This window comes from Kitasatospora sp. NPDC059160 (assembly GCF_042755465.1).
Classification (GTDB): Bacteria; Actinomycetota; Actinomycetes; order Streptomycetales; family Streptomycetaceae; genus Kitasatospora.
Map to the genome: position 1 here is coordinate 1 of NZ_JBHZCN010000040.1, position 24,542 is coordinate 24,542.

The 24,542-nt window shown below is 72.7% G+C and carries 23 protein-coding genes and 1 pseudogene; 2 read left to right on the forward strand and 22 right to left on the reverse strand.

The window, feature by feature from the left end; all coding sequences use genetic code 11:
- Positions 1-181: 181 nt before the first annotated feature.
- Positions 182-1,084 carry a 30S ribosomal protein S2 gene (rpsB, locus tag ACFXOZ_RS18850; protein WP_380591546.1) on the reverse strand — a complete coding sequence of 301 codons (903 nt, stop codon included), beginning with the start codon at positions 1,082-1,084 and terminating at the stop codon, positions 182-184.
- Between the two features lie 597 nt (positions 1,085-1,681).
- Between rpsB and ACFXOZ_RS18855 the strand changes: the two genes are divergently transcribed.
- Positions 1,682-2,422, forward strand: coding sequence for a peptidoglycan DD-metalloendopeptidase family protein (locus ACFXOZ_RS18855; protein WP_380591548.1), 741 nt, complete (start codon positions 1,682-1,684; stop codon positions 2,420-2,422).
- 106 nt (positions 2,423-2,528) lie between these two features.
- Here the strand turns inward: ACFXOZ_RS18855 and ACFXOZ_RS18860 are convergent, their stop codons facing one another.
- From ACFXOZ_RS18860 to proS, 18 genes and pseudogenes are all read right to left on the reverse strand, one after another.
- Complete coding sequence (locus ACFXOZ_RS18860; protein ID WP_380527453.1) at positions 2,529-3,113, reverse strand: TetR/AcrR family transcriptional regulator; 585 nt, start codon at positions 3,111-3,113, stop codon at positions 2,529-2,531.
- A gap of 112 nt (positions 3,114-3,225) precedes the next feature.
- A pseudogene (gene whiG / locus ACFXOZ_RS18865) lies at positions 3,226-3,981 on the reverse strand (RNA polymerase sigma factor WhiG); the annotation flags it as partial.
- A 694-nt stretch (positions 3,982-4,675) separates the two neighbouring features.
- Positions 4,676-5,860 (reverse strand): DNA-processing protein DprA, encoded by a 1,185-nt coding sequence (gene dprA, locus ACFXOZ_RS18870; protein WP_375891792.1) that lies wholly within the window; start codon positions 5,858-5,860, stop codon positions 4,676-4,678.
- On the reverse strand, positions 5,857-7,572 hold the full coding sequence (locus ACFXOZ_RS18875; protein WP_375891790.1) for a YifB family Mg chelatase-like AAA ATPase: 1,716 nt from the start codon (positions 7,570-7,572) through the stop codon (positions 5,857-5,859). Before ACFXOZ_RS18875 ends, dprA begins: the two co-directional genes overlap by 4 nt.
- A gap of 1 nt (position 7,573) precedes the next feature.
- Positions 7,574-8,092, reverse strand: a complete 519-nt coding sequence (locus ACFXOZ_RS18880) for a YraN family protein (RefSeq protein ID WP_380591551.1) — start codon at positions 8,090-8,092, stop codon at positions 7,574-7,576.
- Positions 8,093-8,260: 168 nt separating this feature from the next.
- The gene (locus ACFXOZ_RS18885) at positions 8,261-8,587 is read right to left on the reverse strand and encodes a DUF2469 domain-containing protein (RefSeq protein WP_030056781.1); all 327 of its coding nucleotides are present in this window, start codon (positions 8,585-8,587) and stop codon (positions 8,261-8,263) included.
- Positions 8,588-8,642: 55 nt separating this feature from the next.
- Positions 8,643-9,116, reverse strand: coding sequence for an NUDIX hydrolase (locus tag ACFXOZ_RS18890; RefSeq protein WP_380591553.1), 474 nt, complete (start codon positions 9,114-9,116; stop codon positions 8,643-8,645).
- 112 nt (positions 9,117-9,228) lie between these two features.
- Entirely contained in the window at positions 9,229-9,984 is a 756-nt protein-coding gene (gene lepB, locus ACFXOZ_RS18895) for a signal peptidase I (RefSeq protein ID WP_375891784.1), read from the reverse strand.
- Positions 9,985-10,129: 145 nt separating this feature from the next.
- Positions 10,130-11,134, reverse strand: a complete 1,005-nt coding sequence (gene lepB / locus ACFXOZ_RS18900; protein WP_380591555.1) for a signal peptidase I — start codon at positions 11,132-11,134, stop codon at positions 10,130-10,132.
- Positions 11,135-11,376: 242 nt separating this feature from the next.
- The gene (gene lepB, locus ACFXOZ_RS18905) at positions 11,377-12,183 is read right to left on the reverse strand and encodes a signal peptidase I (RefSeq protein ID WP_380591557.1); all 807 of its coding nucleotides are present in this window, start codon (positions 12,181-12,183) and stop codon (positions 11,377-11,379) included.
- 136 nt (positions 12,184-12,319) lie between these two features.
- The gene (lepB, locus tag ACFXOZ_RS18910) at positions 12,320-13,252 is read right to left on the reverse strand and encodes a signal peptidase I (RefSeq protein ID WP_380591559.1); all 933 of its coding nucleotides are present in this window, start codon (positions 13,250-13,252) and stop codon (positions 12,320-12,322) included.
- Between the two features lie 77 nt (positions 13,253-13,329).
- Positions 13,330-13,680 carry a 50S ribosomal protein L19 gene (rplS, locus tag ACFXOZ_RS18915; protein WP_030243502.1) on the reverse strand — a complete coding sequence of 117 codons (351 nt, stop codon included), beginning with the start codon at positions 13,678-13,680 and terminating at the stop codon, positions 13,330-13,332.
- A 154-nt stretch (positions 13,681-13,834) separates the two neighbouring features.
- Entirely contained in the window at positions 13,835-14,653 is an 819-nt protein-coding gene (trmD, locus tag ACFXOZ_RS18920; protein WP_380525288.1) for a tRNA (guanosine(37)-N1)-methyltransferase TrmD, read from the reverse strand.
- Between the two features lie 170 nt (positions 14,654-14,823).
- A complete protein-coding gene (rimM, locus tag ACFXOZ_RS18925) occupies positions 14,824-15,384 on the reverse strand; it encodes a ribosome maturation factor RimM (RefSeq protein ID WP_375891775.1) in 561 nt (186 codons plus the stop codon).
- A gap of 189 nt (positions 15,385-15,573) precedes the next feature.
- On the reverse strand, positions 15,574-15,813 hold the full coding sequence (locus tag ACFXOZ_RS18930; protein ID WP_030056773.1) for an RNA-binding protein: 240 nt from the start codon (positions 15,811-15,813) through the stop codon (positions 15,574-15,576).
- Between the two features lie 2 nt (positions 15,814-15,815).
- Entirely contained in the window at positions 15,816-16,244 is a 429-nt protein-coding gene (gene rpsP, locus ACFXOZ_RS18935; RefSeq protein ID WP_375891773.1) for a 30S ribosomal protein S16, read from the reverse strand.
- A 374-nt stretch (positions 16,245-16,618) separates the two neighbouring features.
- A complete protein-coding gene (locus ACFXOZ_RS18940; protein WP_375891771.1) occupies positions 16,619-17,197 on the reverse strand; it encodes a hypothetical protein in 579 nt (192 codons plus the stop codon).
- Between the two features lie 444 nt (positions 17,198-17,641).
- Positions 17,642-19,054: a proline--tRNA ligase gene (gene proS, locus ACFXOZ_RS18945; RefSeq protein ID WP_380525263.1), complete on the reverse strand. Its 1,413-nt coding sequence runs from the start codon at positions 19,052-19,054 to the stop codon at positions 17,642-17,644.
- A 392-nt stretch (positions 19,055-19,446) separates the two neighbouring features.
- On the opposite strand from proS, the gene ACFXOZ_RS18950 reads away from it, so the two are divergent.
- Positions 19,447-20,151: a class I SAM-dependent methyltransferase gene (locus ACFXOZ_RS18950; RefSeq protein WP_380525264.1), complete on the forward strand. Its 705-nt coding sequence runs from the start codon at positions 19,447-19,449 to the stop codon at positions 20,149-20,151.
- A gap of 64 nt (positions 20,152-20,215) precedes the next feature.
- Here the strand turns inward: ACFXOZ_RS18950 and ftsH are convergent, their stop codons facing one another.
- From ftsH to ffh, 3 genes are all read right to left on the reverse strand, one after another.
- On the reverse strand, positions 20,216-22,135 hold the full coding sequence (ftsH, locus tag ACFXOZ_RS18955; RefSeq protein WP_375891766.1) for an ATP-dependent zinc metalloprotease FtsH: 1,920 nt from the start codon (positions 22,133-22,135) through the stop codon (positions 20,216-20,218).
- Positions 22,136-22,248: 113 nt separating this feature from the next.
- Positions 22,249-22,791 (reverse strand): GNAT family N-acetyltransferase, encoded by a 543-nt coding sequence (locus tag ACFXOZ_RS18960; RefSeq protein ID WP_380525265.1) that lies wholly within the window; start codon positions 22,789-22,791, stop codon positions 22,249-22,251.
- Between the two features lie 136 nt (positions 22,792-22,927).
- Positions 22,928-24,496, reverse strand: coding sequence for a signal recognition particle protein (gene ffh / locus ACFXOZ_RS18965; protein WP_380525289.1), 1,569 nt, complete (start codon positions 24,494-24,496; stop codon positions 22,928-22,930).
- Positions 24,497-24,542: the final 46 nt, after the last annotated feature.

Here is a 24,542-nt window from a genome sequence, read left to right on the forward strand (position 1 = left end):
TTTTGGGTGTTGTGTTTTTTGTTTAATATATTGGGGTTGTTTTGTTCGTTTTTGTTTTACTTATTTCTGGTTTCTCTGTTGTCGGTTTGTTGTGGGGGGGTTTGGTTGGGTTGGGCCCTGGCGCGGGAGAGAGGGGCACCCGCCGGTGTCGTACCGGCGAGTGCCCCTCACCCGTGGTACGTCAGGCCTGCTCGGCCGGCGCGTCGGTGGCCGGAGCCTCGACGGCCGGGGTCTCGGCAACCGGAGCCTCGGCGGCGGGGGCCTCAGCGGCCGGAGCCTCGGCGGCGGCGGGGGCCTCCTCGGCCTTCTTCTCGCCCTCGATGAGGTCCTTCTCCCAGTCGGCCAGCGGCTGGTCGGCGCCCGGCTCGGCCTTGGTGTCGCCCTTGGCGACACCGGCGCGGGACTTCAGGCCCTCGGCGACGGCGTCGGCGATCACGCGGGTCAGCAGGGTGACGGAGCGGATCGCGTCGTCGTTGCCCGGGATCTTGTAGTCGACCTCGTCCGGGTCACAGTTGGTGTCGAGGATGGCGACGACCGGGATGTTGAGCTTCCGGGCCTCGCCGACCGCGATGTGCTCCTTCTTGGTGTCCACGATCCAGACAGCGCTGGGAACGCGCTGCATGTCGCGGATACCGCCGAGGGTCTTCTCCAGCTTGTCGTGCTCGCGCTGGAGGACCAGGAGCTCCTTCTTGGTGAGGCCGGAACCGGCCACGTCCGAGAAGTCCAGCTCGCCGAGCTCCTTGAGGCGCTGCAGGCGCTTGTAGACGGTCGAGAAGTTGGTCAGCATGCCGCCGAGCCAGCGCTGGTTCACGTAGGGCATGCCCACGCGGGTGGCCTGCTCGGCGATGGCCTCCTGGGCCTGCTTCTTCGTGCCGACGAAGAGGACGCTGCCGCCGTGGGCAACGGTCTCCTTGATGAACTCGAAGGCGCGGTCGATGTAGTTCAGCGACTGCAGCAGGTCGATGATGTAGATGCCGTTGCGCTCGGTGATGATGAAGCGCTTCATCTTCGGGTTCCAGCGGCGGGTCTGGTGACCGAAGTGGACGCCGCTCTCCAGCAGCTCCCGCATCGTGACGACGGCCATTGCCGTGCTCCTCAGGTGTTACGGCCCGACTGTGGCCGCCCTCGGGGGGTTCCCCTCGGGCGAGATGCCTACGGCCGGGTCAGTCTCGGTTGTCCGTGGCGGCCAGGTGACAGCCACGCCTGACGCCCCGATCGTGCCGAGCCGCTTCCACCCGCTCGGTCCGGGGACCGGTCGGGCTCGGCGGACCGAGCGGCACTCGCACCTGGCGGAGGCCGCGGAAGAACCGTGTCCGACCACCGGTGGCGGGGCGTGCGAAGTCGACCCGGTGGACCGGGTCGCGTGTGAAGTGTACGGGAAGCGCCGAGCGGCGAGCGACTTCTCGGGCGCCCGGGGGCCCGCGGGCGGACCGCGCCCGAGCGGCGGATGGCCTGGGGGAAGCCCGGGAAACGACCGCGGCGGACGGGGCCGCGGCGACCGGCGAACGGGCGCCGGCTGGTCGGCTCCCTGCCCACCGACCGGTTCTCGTATGCCGTTTGTCCACCGGACGGCGGCATCCGTACACCCGTCGGGGGGACGGCGACCGGCGGTGGGGGCGGTTTGTCCACAGGAATCCGGAAGGGGGTGGTCTGGGCAGCGGGGCCCGGCCAGCCTCGGGGCATGACTGGGCGCAGCGGGGTTCGAGGGGCGGTCGCGGAGGCGATCGGATGGATGGCCGGGTGGGTGGCCAGGTGGATGGCCGGGTGGGCGCGTGGCCGACCGGTGGGGGTGGGCGGGGTGGCCGGTGCGGTGGTCACGCGGGTGGTGCGGGGGATCGCGCTGGGGGTGGTGCTCGCCCTGATGGCGGGTGCGGGGGTGGCGCGGGCCGCCGCGGCGGGCGAGGTCGGCGCGGGTGCGGGTGGCGTGGGTACAGGCATGGACGCGGGTGGCACGGGCGCGGGAGGCGCGGGCGGGGGTTCCACCGGCCGGGGGCCGGTGCGGGCCTGGCCGGTGGGCGGGCCCGGCGGGGTGCTGGGGCGCTTCGTGCCGCCGGCCAAGCCGTGGGCGGCCGGGCACCGGGGCGTGGACCTCGCCGCCGCGCCCGGGGCGGAGGTGCGGTCGGCGGCCGCCGGGGTGGTCGCGTTCTCCGGGCTGGTGGCGGGGCGGCCGGTGGTGACCGTCGTCCATCCGGGCTCCGGGACTCCCCCGCTGCGGACCACCTACCTCCCCGTCACCGGCACCGTCCCGGTCGGCACCGGGGTGGCCGCCGGGCAGGTCGTCGGACGGCTCGCCCCCGACGGACGGCACTGCGGCGCACGGGACTGCCTGCACTGGGGATTGCTGCGCGGGGGCCGCTACCTCGATCCACTGGCCCTGCTGGGCACGGGACGGGCCCGTCTGCTGCCGCTGGGCGGAACGTGAACGCGCGCAACGGCGGCGCGGCAGGGCGGAACGGACGGGGCAGAGGCTCGCGGCGGGGCAGGGGCGGGCTCGCGGCAGGACGGGACGAGGAACGGGCGGGGGCGGGTCAGGTCCGGTCGAGGCCGTGCAACGCCAGGGCCACCGCCGCGTCCGCGACCGCCTCCGGGGACTCCACCGGGCAGCCCGTACGGTCCCCGCCGGCGAACTGCTCGGTCCGGCGGACGGCCGCCTCCACGATCCCCTGCAGCAGTGCCGCGGCGAGTCGGGGCTGGTCGTGGCCCAGTTCCTCCAGCGCCCGGACGACCAGGCCGACGAGCCCGCCGTGCGCCGCCCGGATGCGCTCGCGCGCGGCCTCGTCCAACTCCAGCGCCGAGATGGCCGTGACCGCCCGGTGCCTGGGGTCCCCGGCCAGCGCCAGCTGGCCCCGGACGTACGCCTCGATCCGCTCGGCGGCGGTCTCGCAGCTCGCCATCCCGGCCTCGATCTCGGCCGCCCAGAGCGGGAAGTCCACCTCGCACAGTGCCTCGACCACGGCGGCACGGGAGCGGAAGTACTCGTAGACGGAGGAACGCGCCAGCCCGGTACGGGCGGCGAGCGAGGGGAAGGTCAGGGCCTCCATGCCGCCCTCGGTGAGCAGGGCGCGGGCAGCGTCCAGGAGGGCTGCCCGCTGCAGCTGGCGATGCTCGGCCACCGTGGCCGCTCGGATCTTCGGCACGGACCCACTGTACGGAGCCGCGCGCGCGGCCGGAACGGCGCCGCGCATTCGAAGGAGGAGCCGGCCCGGCGGGCGGCTCCGACGCCCGCTACCGGACGTCCGAGAGCTTGGCCCGCAACTGGAGGACGGACTTGGTGTGGATCTGACTCACCCGGCTCTCCGTCACCCCCAGCACCTGGCCGATCTCGGCGAGGGTGAGGCCCTCGTAGTAGTAGAGCGTGACCACGGTCTTCTCCCGCTCGGGGAGGGTGTTGACCGCCTGGGCCAGCAGTCTGCGCAGCTCGCGGTCCTCGGCCACCTCGACCGGGTCGTCCGCGCCGTGGTCCTCCAGGGTGTCCACCAGGCTGAGCCGGTCGCCACCCTCCCCCACCGGGTGCAGCAGTTCGTCCAGGGCCACCACGTTGGCGAGCGACAGCTGGCTGAAGATCGCGTGCAGGTCCTCGATCGCGATGCCCATCTCGGCCGCGACCTCGGGCTCGTGCGGCGTCCGGCGCAGCCGGGCCTCCAGCGTCGCGTACGTCCGCTCGACGGCCTTCGCCTTCTGCCGCACCGAGCGGGGGATCCAGTCCAGAGCACGCAGCTCGTCGATGATCGCGCCGCGGATGCGGCTGATCGCGTAGGTCTCGAACTTGATGGCGCGGTCGATGTCGAACTTCTCGATCGCGTCGATCAGCCCGAAGACCCCGGAGGAGACGAAGTCGGCCTGTTCGACGTTGGAGGGCAGGCCGACCCCGACCCGCCCCGCCACGTACTTGACGAGTGGTGAGTAGTGGAGGATCAGCTGCTCGCGCAGCCGCTGGTCGCCGGTCTCCTTGTAGGAGCGCCAGAGCTCTTCGAGCGCGCTGCGCCCCTGGGCACCGGGCTCCCGAGCATCGCGGGTCTCCCGGGCGTTACGGGGCTCCTGGGCGCTCCGGGTGTCCCTGACCTGCGCCCCCCGCCCCGCCCCGGGCTGGTCCCGGCGGGGCCGGGGCCCGGGTGGGGAGGTGGCGTCCGGCGCCGGGGCGCTCGAAGGCAACCGGGGGGCGCGGGGTACGGCCGCACCCCCCGGCGCGTCCGCCTCGCCGAGCGCCCCGGTGCCGTGGACCGTCTCGACACCGCACGCGGCGTCGGCACGCTGGGCCGGGTCGGCGTCCCTGGTCGTGTCCGCGGGCTGGCCCGGCACCACCGTCGGCCGGCCGCCCTGACGCGACAGGCCCCCCTTCGTCCCCGCCGCCTTGGACGGGAACTCGGTCGCGGGTCGCCGCTCGGTCCGCGGCCCTCCCGCGGACCGAGCGCCACCGGTCACTCTGTGTCCGGGAATGTGTGTGGGCATACGTAGGTCTGCGCCGTTCTGCCGAGTCATGTGCTGATAGGGAAGGCATGTGGAGCGTAGCGTGACCGACTCACTGCAAAGCGCTACCGCCACTCGGTCGTCCCCCGATCCGGTGGCGTTCACCCATCGGATCCGGGCAGACGAGCGGAAGAACCGGATCAGCAGGTCAGCCGGGCCGTCCCGCCCCGCCTCCCGCGGGCGCACCCGTGTTCGTGCCCCCGGGCGCTCACCTCCTCCGCACCACGCGCCAGTGCGCGCCGTGCCGCTCCACGAAGCCGAGCGAGGCCAACTCGTAGAGCCGTTGCAGGACTTCGTCCGGCGGGAGGCCGGACTGCCGGGCCAGTCGCTCGACCGGAGCGCCTTCGGCCGTGGCCGGTACGGCCTCCAACACCCGGGCCACCGGTGGCTCCAGCAAGTCCCGCGGCAGCACCGGTCCGCCGCGCTGCGGGGCCAGGTCGTCCCCGATCGCCCCGACCAGTTCGGTGATCTCGGCCGCGTCGGTGACCAGCGTGGCGCCGCCGCTGCGGATCAGCGCGTGCACCCCGGCGGAGAGCTCGGAGGTGACGGGCCCCGCGACGCCCATGGTGTGGCGGTTGAGGTCCCGCGCCCGTCTGGCCGTACTCAGGGCGCCGCTGCGCACGGCCGCCTCGACCACCACCGTGCCCCGGGTCAGCGCCGCGATGACCCGGTTGCGGAGCACGAAGCGGAACCGGTTCGGGTGCTCGCCGGGCGGGAGTTCGCTGACCAGCAGGCCCTGTTCGCCGATCCGCCGGATCAGTTCGGCGTTCCCCTTCGGGTAGGCCACGTCGACCCCGCAGGCGAGCACCGCGACCGTCATCCCGCCGACGGCCAGTGCCCCGCGGTGGGCCGCCGCGTCGATCCCGTACGCGGCCCCGGACACCACCACCCAACCGCGCTCGGCCAGTTGGGCCGCGAGCTCGCCCGCGACGTGGGCGCCGTAGGCCGTGCAGGCCCGGGAGCCCACCACCGCCACCGAGCGCAGGGCGAGCAGCCGCAGTGAACCGGTACCGGTCGTCCACAGCCCGATCGGGCGTCCGTCGCCCAGGTCGTCCAGTTGACTGGGCCATTCCGTGTCCCCCGGAATGATGAAGCGTCCACCGACGTCCCGCACCCGTTTCAGGTCGGCCACCGGGTCGAGCCCGGGGAGTCGGGCCTGGTAGGCGGCCAGCCGGGCCTGGTCCAGCCCGGGGTGGTCGGGGACGGCGCCCTCCCGGATCGCCCGCACCACGTCCACGGCGGGGAGTCCGTCGAGCCAGCGGCCGACCACGGCGTCGCCCGGTTCGCTGAGCCGGTTGAGCAGCACCCGGGCGAGGCGCTCCGCCTCGGGCGCGGCCGCCGGACCGGCTTCGTCCGCGTGGGCTGCCCGGGAGTGCCGCAACAGCTGGTTCATGCCGCCTCCTCGTCCTTCGCCGGGAGCCCCTCGGGCTCCGACCGTGGTCCGGGCCGGTCGTCGGGGCCGCTCCGGCGCTGGGCCGGGATGCCGCCGAGGCGGCCGTGCCCGCGCTCGGGCAGCGGCAGCCCCTGCTCGACACCGGTGCGCAGGACCAGGGCGGTGCGCACGTCCCGCTGGTCCGGCCGGTCGCGGCCGGCCAGGTCCGCGACCGTCCAGGCGACCCGGAGCACCCGGTCCAGGCCGCGGGCCGTCAGCAGCCCGCGCTCCAGCTGGCGGGCGACGTCGTTGAGCGCTCCGGCCGAGAGCTGCCAACGGGTGCGCAGTTCGTGGCCCGGCACCTCCGCATTGGTCCGCCACGGGGTGTGCGCCAGCCGCGCGGCGGCCCGCTCCCGCGCCTCCAGCACCCGGGCGGCGACGGTCGCGGTGGTCTCCGCCGTGGTGTCCCGCTCCATCAACTCGATCCTGGTCACCGGGGCGACCTGGACCTGGAGGTCGACCCGGTCCAGCAGCGGCCCGGAGAGCCTCCCCTGGTACCTGCTGACCATCACCGGAGTGCACTCGCAGCCCTCGCCCCGCCGTGAGTACCGGCCGCACGGACAGGGGTTGGCGGCCAGGCAGAGCAGGAACCGCGCCGGGAGCCGCAGCGAACCGGCCGAACGGGCGATCACCACCTCGCCCGACTCCAGCGGCTGGCGCAGCGCGTCGAGCACCCGCACGGGGAACTCGGGCGCCTCGTCCAGGAAGAGCACGCCCCGGTGGGCGAGGGAGACCGCGCCCGGCCTCGGCAGGCCGCTGCCGCCGCCGACGATCGCGGGCATCGTGGTGGAGTGGTGCGGGGCGCAGTAGGGCGCGGTGTCGATCAGCGGGCGCCCGACCGGGAGCAGGCCCGCCACCGAGTGGACGGCCGTGACCTCCAGCGACTCCTTCTGGGTCAGCGGCGGGAGCAGCGCGGGCAGCCGCTCCGCCAGCATCGTCTTGCCCGCGCCCGGCGGCCCCTTGAGGTAGAGGTGGTGGCCTCCGGCGGCGGCGATCTCCAGAGCCCGCCGGGCCTCGTACTGACCGGCCACGTCCGCCATGTCCAGGCGCAGGGTCCGCTCGTCGGGCAGGCCCCGGACGCCCGCGCTGGGCAGCATCAGCCCGGCCATCAGCGGATCCGGCCGGCCGCCGAGCAGGTCCGGCGGCTCCTCCGGCGCCTCCGCCCCGGTCAGGACGGCGACCAGCTGGCGCAGGCTGCGCACCCCGATCACCGTCACGCCCGGCACGAGCGAGGCCTCGGGCGCCGTCTGCTCGGCGACCACGACCCGTTCGTACCCGGCGTCGGCCGCGGCCAGCACCGAGGGCAGCACCCCGCGGACCGGCCGCACCCGGCCGTCCAGCCCCAGCTCGCCGATCAACAGCAGGTCGGCGATGGCGGACGGGTCCAGCCGTTCGGCGGCGGCCAGCACGGCGCAGGCCACCGCGAGGTCGAAGCCGCTGCCGCTCTTGGGCACCGAGGCGGGGCTGAGCCCGACGGTCAGCTTGCGCTGCGGCCAGGCCTCCCCGCTGTTGCAGACCGCGGCGCGGACCCGGTCGCGGGCCTCGGTGAGTGCCTTGTCGGGCAGGCCGACCAGGGTGAACGCGGCCACCCCGGGCTCCAGATCGGCCTGGACCTCGACGATCACTCCGTCGACCCCGACCAGCGCGACGGAACAGGTACGGGCGAAGGCCATCTCAGACCACCCCCCGCAGGTGGTCGACCAGGGCCGCACCCCGTGCCCGGTTGACCACGGCCACCAGGTCGATCCGCACCCCGCCCGGTGGGGCGGGCGGCCACTGCGGATCGGACGGCCCGGGGTCGTACCCGGGCCCGGCCAGCCGGGCGAAGTGCTCGGGCCAGCGTTCGGCCAGCCAGCGCTCGGCGAGCCGCCGCAGCCGGGCGGCCTTGGCCCGGTCGATGGCCTCGCTGGGTTGTTGGAAGCCCCGCTCGGAGCGGGTCTTCACCTCGCAGACCGCGACGGTGTCGCCGTCGAGGGCGACGATGTCCAGCTCACCCTCGACGCAGCGCCAGTTGCGGTCGAGGATGCGGAGCCCGGCGTCCGTGAGGTGCCGGGCGGCGACCCGCTCGCCGTAGCGGCCGAGCCCGTTCCTGGTGCTGCGGTCCTCCCCGGCCCCGCCGTCCGCCCCGGTCGCGGCCGCGTTCGGTACGGCCAGGTCCTGCACGGTCTGGTCCTGCTCGATGGTGTTCTGCACGGTGACCACCTCCGCCGAGGAGGCTGCACCACCGTGCACACCGATGCCGGGAAATTCCGTTCCCCTGTGGATAACCCGGGCCTGTGGACAACTCTTGTCACCCGCAGGAGTGAGAAGCCCCCGTCACGCGAAAATCGGCTGGACAACGCGGGACGGAGTCGTCCAACGTCAGTTCCCGAAGCCGGACTCGTCCGAGGGCAGCTCCAGATCGCTCTTCGCGAGTTCCTCGATGTTCACGTCCTTGAAGGTCAGCACCCGGACCTTACGGACGAACCGGGCCGGCCGGTACATGTCCCAGACCCACGCATCCGCCATCGACACCTCGAAGAACACCTCGCCCTGGACCGAGTGCACCTGCAGCTCGTAGTCGTTGGTGAGGTAGAACCGTCGCTCGGTCTCGATCACGTACTTGAACAGGCCGACGACGTCCCGGTACTCCCGGTAGAGCTTGAGCTCCATCTCGGTCTCGTACTTCTCGAGATCTTCGGCACTCATCCAGGCGTCCCCTCAACTTGTCACGTCCACCCATTGTGGACCACCGCACCCACGCTCAGAGCCGTACCGGATCGACCGGTGGGCCCTCGGCGAGCAGTCGCTCCAGGAAGTCCGCCAGTCCGGCCGGATGGACCGTCTCGGCGGTCCCCCGCAGTTCCTCGACCGTCCACCAGCGCGCCGCGAGCAGCTGGGCGTGCTCGTCCTCGCCCATGTCCGAGTGGTCCAGGCCCGTCTCCGTGGTCCGGGCCAGGTGGAACCACTGCTCCTGCTCGTAACGCTGTCCCCGAAAGGAGAACGACACCGTGCCGTACGCCACCAAGGGCCCCAGGGCCACACCCCGCAAGCCGGTCTCCTCCGCGAGCTCCCGCTCGGCGGCCGCCCGCACGTCCTCCCCCGGCTCCAAGCCGCCCCCGGGCGTGAACCACCACGTCTCGTCGGGCACCGCGGGATCGACGCCCAGGAACAGGAGGATGCGGTCCAGCCCGTCCAGCAGCAGGATCCGCGCCGCCCGGCGACGCTGTGCAGTCATCGCGGCGCTCCACGCTCCTTCGGTTCGCATCGGTGGTGCTACCGATCCTGCCACCCGGCGCGGCCGTCCGGGGCGATGTTCGGCAGAGCGGCCCGACCCGCGACGGCCGTGCTCAGGAGCTGCGCCCCCGGCCGAGCCGGCGCGCCAGGCCGGCCACCCCGCCCACCGCCGAGGTCAGCACGATCAGCGCCGCGCCCGCGACGCTGGCGTAGGCGGCGGGCTCCAGCGGGCCCGGCTCCGCGGCCCGGGGGCCCGCGAAGCCGTCGAAGGCCGAGGTCCGCTCCAGCAGGGCGGTCCGGCCGAGGGGCAGCAGGGTGGCCTCGACCCTCGCCTCGACGGCGGTGGCCGGGACGGTCCCGCCGTCGACCTCCAGGTGGGTGCGGGAGTCCAGCGAGCCGACCCGGTTGTCACCGAGCAGGAACAGCCGGCCCTGCGGCACCGTCACGCTGAACGCATCGCCCTGGCGGCCCTGGGTCGCGAGGTACGGCTCGTCCACGGGCTGCCCGTCGACCGTCAGCCGGTGGTCCGCGGCGGTGGTGGCGACGGTGTCGCCGCCGACCGCGACCACCCGCTTGACCATGAGCTCCCCGCCCCAGGCCTGGTCGCGGAAGACCACCACGTCGCCCCGGCCGACGGCGCCGCCGTCGACCTTGCGGGCGAGCACGGTGTCGCCGATCCGGAGCGTCGGGTGCATCGAGGCGGTGGGGATCTTGTACGGCCGGTAGTCGACCGCGATGAGGGCGAATCCGCCGATCATCAACACCAGCCCGAGCGCGATCGCGACCCCCTGCAGCACCGCGGCGGGCCGGCGGCCGGACCGGGCGGGCGCGGCCGAGTGGTCGGCCGGCTGTTCCACGACACTGCTCATCGACACCGTCCACCTTTGGCCGACCGGAGAACACCACTGGCACGCCGGTGGCTCGGGCGCGAACGCCGGCGGGCCGTGGCACGTCCGAGCAGATTACTCGTCGGTACCACGGCCCGCGCAAGGGTCGGGGAGGAGCAGGTGGAGCTCAGGACTCCTTCCGGCGCTCCGTTCGGGCCCGCGCCCGACGCACCAGCGGAAGCAGGGCGACGGCACCCACCGCACCGGCCACGGGAGGCGCGGCCGGCAAGGCCGCCGCCAGGCCCTTCTGGTCGAAGGTGCCCGGCACCGGGAGCGTGGACCAGTGGCCGACCGGCCAGGCCACCACGAAGGCACGCCCGATCACGTTGTCCACCGGTACGGTCCCGCCGCCCGGCTGGTCCATGTGGAAGCGGGAGTCCAGCGAGTCCGCGCGGTGGTCGCCCATCACCCAGATCCGGCCGTTCGGTACCTTCACCGGAGCGAAGGGGTGGGTCCCACAAGGAGTGTTGCCCGGGTAGATGTACGGCTCGTTGAGCGCGACGCCGTTGACCTTGACCGGACCGTCGTCCGCGCACTCGACGGTGTCGCCGCCGACCGCGATGACCCGCTTGATCAGGTCCTTCTCGTTGGCGGAGGGCATCAGCCCGACGAAGCTGAGCACGTCCTGGACACCGCGGACGAAGGAGTTGCTGCTCTGCTGGGTCGGCTCGTCGCCCAACCAGCCGCCCGGGTCGTGGAACACCACGACGTCCCCGCGCTCGGGCTCGGCGCCGAACCACGGGGTCAGCTTGTCCACCAGCACCCGGTCGCCGACCTGCAGCGTGTTCTGCATCGACTCGGACGGAATGGAGAACGCCTGGACGAAGAAGGTCTTGATCACCAACGCCAGGATCAGTGCGATGCCGACCAGGATCGGCAACTCCTTCAGGAAGGAGCGCTGCTTGCGCGGCTTGGCCGGAGCCTCCGACTCCGACTCGTCGGTCGGCCCGCTCTCCGGCCGCCCGGGCTCCGCCGGGCCGTCGGCCCCGCTCCCGTGCTCGTCGGCGGTCTGGGCAGCCGTGTCCTCGACCGCGGCGGACGGCGCCGAGGACTCGGCGGACCGGGTCACCCGACCGCCCGGGCCCTCGGGTTCCCCGGCGCCTGAGCGGGCGCCGATCACCAAATCCCCCACAACGTCTCCTCCCTGCTGTGCGGACGCCTGCGCGCCCGCGCTCAGAGTGCCGCACAGCGGGCACCACGCTCACCACGACCGTGAACGCATCAGGATTGCCCACAGCAGGCTCTCCTGACACCAACCCGACCCCGGCTCACGACCGGGACCGCTCCCGGCCGCACCTGCACTTCTCTATCACTCCAGGGCATCCGGCCCGCGGTTCCACACGCGCCGTCCGGCCGTCCGACGACCGGAGCGGCTCACCGCGGAGGCCGCCCCGACCGGCGAACGACGAACGGAAGGATGCCCAACACACCCATAACGAGCGGTGGTTCCAATGGAACCGGCCCAATGCCCATCGATTGCGGCGCAGTTCCGCCGGGCCGCGAGGTCGCGGCGAGAGAGGAGAGTGAACCGGGCTCGTCGAGTTGATGGAGCCGGCCCAGCGGCCACCCGATCATGAAGGCGCGACCGACCACGTCGCTCAGCGGCACGGTGCCCTGCCCGGGGTTGCCCATGTGGAAGCGGGAGTCGGCGGAGACGTCGCGGTGGTCCCCCATCACCCACAGCCGCCCCTTCGGCACCGTCACCTTGAACGGCTGGCGGGACGGCGGGTTGCCCGCCGCGAGGTACGGCTCGTCCACCGCACGGCCGTTGACGCTGAGCCGCCCCTGCGGGTCGCAGCACTCGACGGTGTCCCCGCCGACACCGATCACGCGCTTGATCAGGTCCTGCTCGTTGTCGGACGGCAGCAGCCCGACGAAGGTCAGCACGTGCTTCGCCGGGGCCAGGACCGGACCGTCGTCGGCCGCCGTGTGGTCACTCTCCAGCCAGCCGCCCGGGTCCTTGAACACCACCACGTCGCCGCGCTGCGGCTCACTGCCGAACCAGGGGGTCAACTTGTCCACCAGCACCCGGTCCCCGACCTGGATGGTCTGCTCCATCGAGCCCGAGGGGATCACGAACACCTGGATCATGAAGGTCTTCATCACCAGTGCCACCAGCAGGGCCACCAGGATGATCAGCGGGAACTCGCGCAGCAGCGAGCGCTTGCGCCGCCGGGCCACGCGGCGGGCACTGCGCCGACGATCGGCGCGGCCGCGGACCGGCGCGACCGGTTCCGCCCCGGACTCCGCTGCTTCGCCCCCGCTCCCGCCCCCGTCCCCGCCCGGTTCGGGAGCCGGCCGGTCGGCGACCCGGCCCCTACCCCTGGTCCCCACGGCCACCCGTCCCCGGGACCGCGGTGAAGGCCGCGGGCCGGTCCAGTCCGGTCAGGCGCGAGAACGGGTAGACCACCCAGTCCGCCCGGCCGATCACCTTGTCCTCGGGCACGAAGCCGCCACCGGGCTCCCCGAGGTGGTCCCGGGAGTCCCGGGAGGCACTCCGGTGGTCGCCCAGCACGAAGAGCTTGCCGTTCGGCACCAGGACGTCGAAGGCCACGGCGGACGGCTGGTCGCCCGGGGCCAGGTAGGCGCTCTCGTCCACCGGCACGCCGTTGACGGTGAGCGGCGCCCCCGGGCCGGTGCTCCGCACCCGGTCCCCGGCGACGCCGATCACGCGCTTGACGTAGACCGTGTCGCCGGCCGGGACCAGCCCCAGGTCCCGGCCGACCGAGCGGAGGTCGTCCCAGAACCCCGGCGGCTCGGCCGAATCGCGGAGAAAGGAGCCCGTCCCGTCGAAGACCACCACGTCACCGCGCTGGGGGTGCCCGCCGAAGGCGTAGGCGAGCTGGTTGGCGATCAACCGGTCGCCCGGCCGCAGGGTGTCCTCCATCGAGCCCGAGGGCACCGTGAACGGACGGGCCACGAAGGCGTTCACCAGGAGCAGGGCCGCCAGACAGATCCCGGCCAACAGCAGCAGGTCCCGCGAGCGGGACCGCCCGGGCTCCTCGGCCTCGTCCTCGGCCCCCGGCTCGGGCTCCGCCCGCGCGACCCCCGAGGCCTCGGACCCCTCCGCGGCCCCCGAGGCCCCCGGCCCTTCGAGCCGCTCCGGCCCTTCGAGCCGCTCCGGCTGTCCGAGCCGCTCCGGCCGCGCAGCCCGATCCGGCTCGGAAACGACCGCGGACCGCGACAGCGAGTCCGCACCGGTGGGTGCGGGACTGCCGTCGCGGTCCGCGGGTGGTTCGTGCGTGCTCATCGGGCGCAGAGCTTACCTTGCGGTGGCCCGGCCCCTCGGAGCGCTCCGGTCCCCCGGCGCGGCCGGGGGGCGGTGGATCAGCGGTCGCGCTTCTCCTTGATCTTCGCGGCCTTGCCGCGGAGGTCACGCAGGTAGTACAGCTTGGCGCGGCGAACCGCACCGCGGGTCACGACCTCGATCTTCTCGACGACCGGGGTGTGCACCGGGAAGGTGCGCTCCACGCCGACGTTGAAGCTGACCTTGCGGACGGTGAAGGTCTCACCGACGCCGGCGCCGTGGCGGCGGATGACGACGCCCTGGAAGACCTGGACACGGGAGCGGTTGCCCTCGATGACCCGGACGTGAACCTTCAGGGTGTCACCGGCGCGGAAGGCCGGGATGTCGGTGCGCAGCGAGGCCGCGTCGACAGCAGCGAGCTTGTTGCTCATGTTGCTCTCCATCGCAGGCGCCACGGGCCGCCCACGGAAGTTCGTCACAATGGGGTGAGCTGCGGGCCGCATCGGCTGACGGCGATCCCCCCGTGGCGAGGGCGCCGGTCCACGTGCCCCCTACGGAAGGGGGCCAGCGACAGACAGCAGCGGCCTATTCTTCCACATCGACGGCCGTGGACCGAAATCGGCCGAGCTCCTCGTCCCAGGCCAGGCCCAGGACGTCGAGCGCCGCCCGGTCCTTCTTGTCGAAGGCTCCGTACTGCCAGCGCCCGACCAGGTCGGGCCGGTTGGCCAGGGTGCGGGCGAAGGCCTGCTCCCGCCGCCAGCGGGCGATCTTGCCGTGGTTGCCGCTGAGCAGGACGTCCGGGACGGTCCGGCCTCGCCACTCGGCGGGCTTGGTGTAGACCGGGCCCTCCAGCAGGTCGGCCATCGCGCCGGGCGCGAAGGAGTCGTCCCGGTGCGACTCGGCGTTGCCGAGCACGCCGGGCAGCAGCCGGGCGATCGCCTCGACCATCACCAGCACCGCGACCTCGCCGCCGGCCAGCACGTAGTCACCGATCGAGGCCTCGACCACCGGCATCCGGGTGGCCGCCTCCTCGATGACCCGGCGGTCGATGCCCTCGTAACGCGCGGGGGTGAACGCCAGCCAGGGGCGCCCGGCGAGCTCCTGGGCGAGCTCCTGGGTGAACGGCCGCCCGCTGGGCGTGGGAACGACCAGGGTGGGCAGCTCGCCCTCGGGGCCGCCGGCCACCACCGCGTCCAGCGCCTCGCCCCACGGCTCGGGCTTCATCACCATGCCGGGGCCGCCGCCGTACGGGCTGTCGTCCACCGTGCGGTGCACGTCGTGGGTCCATCCGCGCAGGTCGTGGACGTGCACGTCCAGCTGGCCGCGGGCCCGGGCCTTGCCGACCAGCGAGATGTTCAGCGGCTCCAGGTACTCCGGGAAGATCGAGACGACGTCGATCCGCATCCCCGACTGGACGGCCCCCGACTGGACGGCCCCCGACTGCACGGTCCCCGGCTGCACCATCCCCGACTGCCCACCGGGGGCAGCCGCCGAAGCACTCTCCGAGGCACTCTCCGGGGCGGGCACGGGAGCGGGCTCGGGAGCGGCCGTCGACGCGAGGTCCTGCTCGGCGCTCACTCCGACTCCTCCGGCTCCTCCGAGGCGCTGCCGACGACCTCGGCCTCGTCGAGGTCGATCAGCCCGGGCGGCGGGGTGATCACGGCCCGCTGGTTCTCCAGGTCGATGGTCGGCACGATCTGGGTGACGAAGGGCACCAGCACCTCGGTGCCGTCGGCCTTCTCCACCGTGAGCAGGTCCTGGTACGGCAGGTGGACGACCGCGGTCAGCTCGCCGACCGGGGTGCCGTCGAGCAGCACCACGTCGAGGCCGACCAGCTGGTGGTCGTAGTACTCCTCCGGGTCGTCCGGACGCTCCTCCGGGTCGACCTCGGAGATCAGCACGGTGCCCCGCAGCGCCTCCGCCGCGTTGCGGTCCTTGACGCCGGCGAAGCGCAGCAGCAGCCGGCCGCTGTGCACCCGGCCGGACTCGACGGTCAGGGGCCCGGCCGAGGCCGGGTCGGTGAGCAGGACGGCACCGGGGCCGAGCCGGAGTTCCGGCTCGTCGGTGCGGACCTCGACACTGACGTCCCCCCGGATGCCGTGGGCACGGCCGATCCTGCCGACGACGAGCTGCACGGTGATCGTTCTCCTGGAGTTGCTGGGCGAGAAGGCAGAGACAAAGGCAGAGACAGAAGCGGTCACGAAGACCGGTGACGACAGCCGAGGACAGCGGCCGGAGGCAGAAAGCCGGAGACAGAAAAAGGCCGACCGGGACGACATGCGTCCCGGTCGGCCTCAAGCCCGACGGCTGAACGAGCAGCTGCGTCAGCGAATGTTGTCCACGTCGACCAGGTCGACCCGGACGTTGCGACCGCCGAGGGCGCCGACCACGGTGCGCAGTGCGCGCGCCGTGCGGCCACCCCGGCCGATCACCTTGCCGAGGTCATCGGGGTGCACCCGCACCTCGATGGTGTTCCCCCGACGCAGGTTGCGCGAGCGCACCTGCACCTCGTCGGGGTGCTCGACGATGCCCTTCACCAAATGGTCGAGGGCGTCCTCGATCACGATCAGGCCTCGGCGCCGGCGTCGGCCTCAGCCTCGGCCTTGTCCGACTTCTTGGCCTTCGGGGTGATGGCAACACCGGTGGTGGCGTCCTCGAAGCCGGCGACGGCCTTCGCGAACAGGTGCGAGAAGTCCTCGACCTTGGGCTCGGCGACCAGCAGCGGCGCCGGGGCCGGCAGGCCCTTGAACTTCTGCCAGTCACCGGTCAGCTTGAGGATGGCGAGCACCGGCTCGGTCGGCTGGGCGCCGACGGACAGCCAGTACTGGGCGCGGTCGGTGTCGACCTCGATCTTCGAGGGGTTGTAGGTCGGCTGGTAGATGCCGATCTCCTCGATCGCGCGGCCGTCACGCTTGGTGCGCGAGTCGGCGACGACGATGCGGTAGTGCGGGGCGCGAATCTTGCCGAGACGCTTGAGCTTGATCTTGACTGCCACGGGAGTGGATTCTCCTGGTGTTGACGTGGGTGAGCGGTCTCGCCGTCCGCGTGGGGTTGCGGGGCGGTCCGCTCAAGGGACACGCCAGCCGTAGGAGAGAGGGGTCCTGCTCGGCTGCCGAGTACTCAGCTGTCCATTCTGCCATATCGGCGGCAGGGCTCTTCACCCGGCCTTCGCAGACGGAGCCGGGGAGCACCTGTGCCGCGGCCGGGGCGACCGGGCCGGAGCAGGGGGACGGTTTCAGGGGGGACGGTTCAGGGATCGACCGGGAGCCCCCGCTCCCGGTCAGCCCACAGACTCACCGATGCCACCGGTGTCGATCACCCCGGCCGAGCCGACTGCCCGCACAGTCGCCGACCGGTCCCGACCCCGGATTACGCGATCTTGAACGGCTGCTGGCACGCGCCGCAGACGATGGACGCCTGGGCGAGCACCGACGGCACGACGCGGACGTTGCGCCCGCAGCCGCACACCGCCTTGACCCGGACGCCGCCCCCGGAGGAGCCGTGCCGGGCGGCCGGGCCGCGGAACGCGCGGTTGGCGCCGTCGCCGGCCACCGCCTCCTGGTGCGCGCCGAGGGCGCGGTCCAGTCGCTCGATGGTGTCGGCGTAGCGCTCCTGCGTCTCCTTGAGCATGGTCACCTGGGAGAAGCCGCTGCTGGCGTGCGGCTCGACCGGGTGCGCCAGGCCCAGCTCGGAGGCGAGCATCAGGAAGCGCCGGTTGTGGTAGCGGCCGGCCCGCGAGGTGTCCCGGATGTCCCGGGCCGCGGCCAGACCGTGGGCAGCCTCGTGGAGGAGCCGCTCGAAACCGAGCCGCGTGCCACAGGCCGAGGAGGACTCGCCGATCAGTGCCTCGGGCGAGGCCAGGTCGGGGAGGTCCTGGTGGTAGGCCTGGATGTCGCTCCAGGCGGCGGCCAGTTCGGCCGCGAGGACGAGGGGCTGTGTCGTGCTCACGCTAGACCAACGATGCAGAGTGCGCCGATGTTCCGCATGTTCCCGTTCTCCGGGAATTCCCAGGGAACTCCCAGGAATGCACGACTGCGCGCGAATTGCGCGTTCCGGATCTGAGGCAAGACCAACCCCCTGCGGGTTTCGGCCCGTCGCAACGTCGGCGGGCCTCGTGAATTCCGTCCGGGGAGCGGGCTGTCGCCCCCTGGACGTACGGCCCGTGGACCCGTCGAAGTTGACAGGGCCACGGGCCGTACACCGTACCGCTATTCCGTTAATACCGGCAGTTGACCGGCCAGTAGGGATGTCACCTACTCGGCCCCCTCCGGCAGAGTTACCGGATTCTTACCCGCCCGCATTTCGGGCAAATGTCGCCGCCACCGGTCATTACCCGACGACCGCCGACATCGGTGGGCGGCACGCGATCAGTACGCGCACGCCGCGATGACGTCAGTACGAACGCGCGACGATCGCGATATTGCCGTCCTGGTCGTCCGCCTGCGGCACCGAACCGTCGGCCGCGACGATGCAGCGCACCGTGACGCCCTGCTCGGCCAGCTTGGCCTCGCCCGCCGGGCCGAGGTCGGCCCAGGAGATCCGGGCCCAGCCGGTCGCGGCGGCCTCCACGGCCTCGTCGAGGGTCTTGACGTCGACGGTGCGGGACTCGCGGCGCTCGCGGGACTGGCGCAGCAGCAGCGCCTGGTCCTCCTCCAGGAGGCCCGGCAGCAGGGCGGCCAGCGCGTCGATGGAGACCGGCTCCTTGCCGCCCGGGATGCGGCGGGCCAGCATCGCGGTGCCGTTCTCCAGGTCGCGCGGGCCGACCTCGATGCGCACCGGAACGCCCTTGAGCTCCCAGTCGACGGCGCGGCGGCCGAACGGGGTGTCGGTGCGGTCGTCGACCACGACCCGGATGCCGACGGCCTCCAGCTGGGCGCCGATCTCACGGACCTTGGCGATGACGGCGTCGTCGCCCTTGATGGCCAGCACCACGGCCTGGACCGCGGCCAGGCGCGGGGGCACCCGCAGGCCGTTGTCGTCGCCGTGGGACATGATCAGGCCGCCGACCATGCGGGTCGAGACGCCCCAGGAGGTCTGCCAGACGTGCTCGCGCTCGGCGCCCTGCAGCTGGTAGGTGGTGTTGAACGCCTTGGCGAAGTTCTGGCCCAGCTCGTGGCTGGTGCCCATCTGCAGCGCCTTGCCGTCACCCATCATGCCTTCGAGGGTGAGGGTGTTGATGGCGCCGGCGAAGCGCTCCTTGGCGGTCTTGCGGCCGAGCACGACGTCGATGCCGAGCACGTTGGTCATGAAGTCGCCGTAGACCTGGGTGTGGATCATCGACGCGTACGCGCGGGCGTCCTCGTAGGTGGCGTGGGCGGTGTGGCCCTCCTGCCAGAGGAACTCGGTGGTGCGCAGGAAGACGCGCGGGCGGAGCTCCCAACGGACCACGTTGGCCCACTGGTTGATCAGCAGGGGCAGGTCGCGGTGGCTCTGCACCCACTTCGAGAAGTACTCGTTGATGATGGTCTCGGAGGTCGGCCGGACGACGACCGGCTCCTCCAGCTGCTTGCCGCCGCCGTGGGTGACGACCGCGAGCTCGGGTGCGAAGCCCTCGACGTGCTCGGCTTCCTTCGTCAGGTAGGACTGCGGGATGAACATCGGGAAGTAGGCGTTCTGGGCGCCCGCCTTCTTGATGCGCGCGTCCATCTCCTGCTGCATCCGCTCCCACAGCCCGTAGCCGTACGGTCGGATGACCATGGTGCCGCGCACCGGACCGTTGTCGGCCAGCTCGGCCTTGTTGATGAGGTCCTGGTACCAGCGCGGGAAGTCTTCCGCCTGAGGGGTGAGAACGGGTGCCTTAGCCATGGGCGGAATGGTACGGGGATCGGCCCCCTCACTTCGAATCGGTATCACACCGATGAGGGGGTGAGGACACCCTCAGTCGTGGCACGCCGACCGCGGTCCGTCCGCAGGGGGCGCACGACCGCGACACGCGCGCACCACCCTGCACCCCTCTGGACGCCGGGCCCGACCCGCTGTTCGCTGGAGTGGGGCGGGACTTTGGGGGAGCCGTAGCTGCACACCGAAGGACCGGATGGGAGGCCGCGATGGCTTCAGCTCGGACGACCGGCACGACCGCACGACCAGGGACCGCACGACCGGCGGGCGCACGACCGACCGGCGCACGACCGCACCACCCCCCGCAGGAGGCCGCGGGGCCCGCGCGGGCGCGCGACTGGGCGGAGATCCAGGAGCGCATGCTGGTGCCGCTCTACGAGGCGGTGCACGACCGCCTGGAGGTCGGCCCGGCGAGCAGCGTGCTGGGACTGGGCTGCCGGTCCGGACTGGCCCTGCTGCTGGCCGCCGGACGGGGCGCCCAGGTCGCCGGGCAGGAGCCGCGGGACGAGCTGCGCGAGCTGGCCCGGGGGCGTCGGCTGCGGGTGTGCGCGGGGGCCCGGCCGGCCGCCGCCGTCCCCCGCTCGGCCCATTCGCTGGTGACGGTCTTCGACCAGTTGCCCGGTTCCGCCGAGCCCGGGCCGGTGGTCGCCGAGGCGGCCCGGCACACCCTCCCGGGCGGGCACGTGGTGCTCGCCGCCTGGGGCCCGCCGGAGCACTGCGAGAGCGCCCCGGTGCTGGACGCGGCCCGCCGGATGGCCGGGCGGACCACCGCCCGCGACCCGTTCGAACTGAGCGCGCCGGGAACGCTGGAGGACCTGCTGGCCCCGGCCGGCCTGCGCCCGGCCGGCAGCGGCCGGGTGAGCTGCCCGTTCGCCTACCCGGACCTCGACAGCGCGGTGCGCGGCCTGCTCTCCACCGGACTGTTCGAGGCGGCCGAGGAGTTCTCCGGCGCCCCGCTGGTGGCCAAGGAGCTGGAGGAGGCGCTGCAGCCGTACCTGCGCCCGGACGGCTCGGTCCGGATGGAGAACGTCTTCCGCTACCTGATCGCCGAGCGGCCGCGCTGAAGGCCCCCGAGCAACGGAAACCGGGGGCGCCCGCCACCACGGCGGGCGCCCCCGGCTCCCCGGCTCACGCCTCCTCGGAGGCCTTCCGCGGCACCCCGGCGGCCCGGTAGGCCGCCTCCTCGTCGAGGGTCTCCGCCTCCAGCAGCGCCGCCGCCAGCGCGTCCAGCCGCTGCCGCTCCTCGTTCAGGATCCGCACCGCGTCCTCGTAGCACTCGGCGACGATCCGCCGGGCCTCCTCGTCCACCGCGTCCAGCGTGGTCGGCGCCGCCGAGAGCCCGTACGCGCCCTGGGCGTCCGCGGGCACGGCGGTGAGCCGCCCGACCCGCTCGCTCATCCCCCAGCGCCCGGCCATCCCGCGGGCGATGTTGGTGACCTGCTCCAGGTCGCTCTCCGCGCCGGTGGTGATCACCCCGTAGACCACCTGCTCGGCGGCCATCCCGCCGAGCGCGCCGATGATCCGGCCGCGCAGGTAGGGCTCGGTGTACGAGTAGCGGTCGTTCTCCGGGGTGGAGAGGGTGACGCCGAGGGCCCGGCCGCGCGGCACGATGGTGATCTTGCGGACCGGGTCCGCGCCCGGCTGGAGCATGCCCAGCAGCGCGTGGCCGCTCTCGTGGTACGCCGTCCGCTCGCGCTCCTCCTGCGGCATCACCAGCGGTCGCACGGCGCCGAGTTGGACCTTCTCCAGGGCGTCCGAGAGGTCCCGCTCGTTGACCGCGTCCTGCTCCCGCTTGACGGCCAGCAGGGCCGCCTCGTTGACCAGGTTGGCGAGTTCGGCGCCGGTCATCCCGGGCGTGACCTTGGCCAGCTGGGTGAGGTCGGTGTCGCCGGCCAGCGGGACGGTACGGGTGTGGATGCGCAGGATCGCGGCGCGCCCCTCCCGGTCGGGCGGGCTGACGGTGATCCGGCGGTCGAAGCGGCCGGGGCGCAGCAGTGCCGGGTCGAGCACGTCGGCCCGGTTGGTCGCGGCGATCACGATGACGCCCTCGGAGCCGGTGAAGCCGTCCATCTCGGTGAGGATCTGGTTGAGCGTCTGCTCGCGCTCGTCGTGCCCGCCCATGCCGCCGCCGGCGCCGCGCTGGCGGCCGATGGTGTCGATCTCGTCGATGAAGATGATCGCCGGGGCGACCTTGCGGGCCTCGGCGAACAGTTCGCGGACCCGGCTGGCGCCGACGCCGACGATCATCTCGATGAACTCGGAGGCGGAGGCGGAGAAGAACGGCACGTCCGCCTCGCCGGCCACGGCCCGGGCCAGCAGGGTCTTGCCGGTGCCGGGCGGGCCGCTGAGCAGCACCCCGCGCGGCATCTTGGCACCGAGCTTGCGGTAGCGCTCGGGGTGCTTCAAGTAGTCGACCACTTCGGTGAGTTCGGCCTCGACCTCGTCGATGCCGGCCACGTCGGCGAAGGTGGTGCGCTTGCCCTGGTCGGCGGTGACCGGCTTGGGCGGGGCCTTGCGGCCGAGCGGTCCGCCGCCGAGCCCGCCGGCCATCCGACGGGCCAGCAGCACCCAGATGAAGACCAGCAGCAGCATCGGGGCGAGCGAGAGCAGCAGGTTGGTCAGGAAGCTGCGCTGCTGGACCGGGGAGGTGGCGGTGACCTCGACGCCCTGCTGCTGCAGGGTGGTCCACAGGTTGTCGCCCGCGAAGGAGGGGCGCTGGGTGTCGAAGTCGGTGTAGTCGCCCTTGCCGCCGTCGGGTTTGGGCTGGGCGCTCTTGAGGGTGCCCTCGATCGCGTCGCCCTTGGAGTAGATCTTGGTGATGTTGCCCTTGTTCAGCTGGTTGTTGAACTCGGTGTAGGAGATCGTGGTGGCGCCCTCGTTGCCGAAGAACGACAGCAGCAGGTCGGAGATCAGGAACACCACGAGTGCGGTCAGGACGAGGCCCGCCCAGCCGCCGGGCATCCGGCGGCGGGGCGGCGGCGGGGGCGGGGCGCCCTCGGACCGCCAGGGCTGGTCGGGGGTCTGGCGCGGCGGCACGGGTTCGGTCACCCACCGGACGATACGGACAGCCACTGGGGCGGGCCAACCGCAACGCCGCGCCGGACCGTCCGTACGGCCGCACCGACGCCTCCGACCAGCGGATATGACCTCCTGTCAGTGGGCTACGCCGCGCCGCCCGGCCACTCCTCCGCGGTCAGCGCGAACCGCTCGTGGTCGCGCCAGTCCCCCTGGAGGAACAGCATCCGCGGGGTGTAGCCCTCGTGCCGGAAGCCCAGCCGCTTGGCCAGCGCGATCGAGCGCTCGTTCTCCGGCTGCACGTTGATCTCCAGCCGGTGCAGGCCCAGCCCGTCGGCCGACTGCGGGGCGAAGCAGCGGTCCAGGACCAGCCGCAGGCCCTCGGTCATCCGCCCGGTGCCGGCGTACGGCAGGTACGAGTCGTAGCCCAGCGAGGCGTTGCAGAACCGGCCCATCACGATGTTGGCGACGTTCACCTTGCCGACCAGCCCGCCGCTCTCCCGGTCGAGGATCAGGAACGTGCGCAGGCCGGCGCCCTGGCGTCCCAGCAGCTCGGGCAGCCCGTCCGGCTCGACCGGGTTCCACCGTCCGATGTGATCGGCGGACCGGCGGACCGCCTCCGCGTACACAACCTCGTCCTCGGCCCTCGGGGCCCTGATCATCACTCGCACGGCGACATCATCTGGCATGCCGACATCATCCGGCACCGCGAAGCCCGTCGGACACGGCGGCACCCACCGTCCCACCGGCGTCGCCCCGGACACGCGTGCGGCCCGCCGCCCGGAGGACTCCGGACGACGGGCCGCAACAGCGGGAAACCGAGGACTACAGCAGGTCCTTGAACTCCTTGGGCAGTTCGAAGTCGGCCGGGCCCTTGCCCGCGCCGAGACCGAACGCGCCGCCGCCGTCGGCCGGGCCCTGGTCGGCGCCCGGGCCGAGCGCGCGGCGCTCGGCGGCCGCGGCCTCCTCCTGGGCCCGCTTCAACGGGTTGCCGCTCTTGCGCTTGCCCTTGGCCTGCGGGGCCTTCTTGCCGGACTTCTTGGCGCCGCCGCCCATGCCCGGGATCCCCGGCATGCCGGGCATGCCCTTGCCGGAGGCCATCGCGGACATCATCTTGCGGGCGTCGAAGAACCGCTCGACCAGGTTCTTGACCTCGCCGACCTGGACGCCCGCGCCCTTGGCGATGCGGGCCCGGCGGGAGCCGTTGATCAGCTCCGGCTCGGCGCGCTCGGTCGGGGTCATCGACTTGATGATCGCGCCGACCCGGTTGACGTCCTTGTCGTCGATGTTGTTGATCTGCTCGCGGATCTGGCCCATGCCGGGCAGCATGCCGAGCAGCTTGGAGATCGAGCCCATCTTCTGGACCTGCTCCAGCTGGGACAGGAAGTCGTCCAGCGTGAAGGCCTTCGGGCCGCCGCGCAGCTTGGCGGCGATCTTCTCGGCCTCGGCCTGCGAGAAGGTCTGCTCGGCCTTCTCGATCAGCGAGAGGACGTCGCCCATGCCCAGGATGCGCGAGGCCATCCGGTCCGGGTGGAAGGCGTCGAAGTCGTCGACCTTCTCGCCGTTGGAGGCGAACATGATCTGGCGGCCGGTGACGTGCGCGACCGACAGGGCGGCGCCACCGCGGGCGTCGCCGTCGAGCTTGGAGAGCACGACACCGGTGAAGTCGACGCCTTCGAGGAAGGCCTGCGCGGTGGTGACCGCGTCCTGGCCGATCATCGCGTCGACGACGAACAGGACCTCGTCCGGGTTCACCGCGGCGCGGATGTCGGCGGCCTGCTGCATCAGCTCGGCGTCGATGCCCAGGCGGCCGGCGGTGTCGACGACGACGACGTCGTACTGCTTCTGCTTGGCGTACTCGATCGAGTCCCGGGCGACCTGCACCGGGTCGCCGACGCCGTTGCCCGGCTGCGGGCCGTAGAAGGCCACGCCGGCGCGGTCGGCGACCACCTGGAGCTGGTTGACCGCGTTGGGGCGCTGGAGGTCGCAGGCGACCAGCAGCGGGGTGTGCTTCTGCTGCTTCAGCCAGTGGCCGAGCTTGCCCGCCAGGGTGGTCTTACCGGCACCCTGCAGACCGGCGAGCATGATGACCGTCGGGCCGTTCTTGGCGAACCGCACCCGGCGGGTCTCGCCGCCGAGGATGGCGATGAGCTCCTCGTTGACGATCTTGATGATCTGCTGTGCCGGGTTCAGCGCACCGGAGACCTCGACGCCGGCCGCACGCTCCTTGACCTGCTTGATGAAGGCCCGGACGACCGGCAGCGCGACGTCCGCCTCCAGCAGCGCGATGCGGATCTCGCGGGCGGTGGCGTCGATGTCCGCCTCGCTCAGGCGGCCCTTGCCCCGGAGGTTCTTGAACGTCGCTGCGAGGCGATCGGAAAGGGTGTCGAACACGTCGTCGCGGGTCCTCTGCGGCATCGGTATCGGTACGGTCGTCGTC

Coding starts and splice junctions, on each gene's coding strand:
- rpsB (WP_380591546.1), bottom strand. CDS start 1,084: ATGGCCGTCGTCACGATGCGGGAGCTGCTGGAGAGCGGCGTCCACTTC.
- ACFXOZ_RS18855 (WP_380591548.1), top strand. CDS start 1,682: ATGACTGGGCGCAGCGGGGTTCGAGGGGCGGTCGCGGAGGCGATCGGA.
- dprA (WP_375891792.1), bottom strand. CDS start 5,860: ATGAACCAGCTGTTGCGGCACTCCCGGGCAGCCCACGCGGACGAAGCC.
- ACFXOZ_RS18875 (WP_375891790.1), bottom strand. CDS start 7,572: ATGGCCTTCGCCCGTACCTGTTCCGTCGCGCTGGTCGGGGTCGACGGA.
- ACFXOZ_RS18885 (WP_030056781.1), bottom strand. CDS start 8,587: ATGAGTGCCGAAGATCTCGAGAAGTACGAGACCGAGATGGAGCTCAAG.
- ACFXOZ_RS18890 (WP_380591553.1), bottom strand. CDS start 9,116: ATGACTGCACAGCGTCGCCGGGCGGCGCGGATCCTGCTGCTGGACGGG.
- lepB (WP_375891784.1), bottom strand. CDS start 9,984: ATGAGCAGTGTCGTGGAACAGCCGGCCGACCACTCGGCCGCGCCCGCC.
- lepB (WP_380591559.1), bottom strand. CDS start 13,252: ATGAGCACGCACGAACCACCCGCGGACCGCGACGGCAGTCCCGCACCC.
- rplS (WP_030243502.1), bottom strand. CDS start 13,680: ATGAGCAACAAGCTCGCTGCTGTCGACGCGGCCTCGCTGCGCACCGAC.
- trmD (WP_380525288.1), bottom strand. CDS start 14,653: ATGCGGATCGACGTCGTCTCGATCTTCCCGGAGTACCTGGAGCCGCTG.
- proS (WP_380525263.1), bottom strand. CDS start 19,054: ATGGCTAAGGCACCCGTTCTCACCCCTCAGGCGGAAGACTTCCCGCGC.
- ACFXOZ_RS18950 (WP_380525264.1), top strand. CDS start 19,447: ATGCTGGTGCCGCTCTACGAGGCGGTGCACGACCGCCTGGAGGTCGGC.
- ACFXOZ_RS18960 (WP_380525265.1), bottom strand. CDS start 22,791: ATGCCAGATGATGTCGCCGTGCGAGTGATGATCAGGGCCCCGAGGGCC.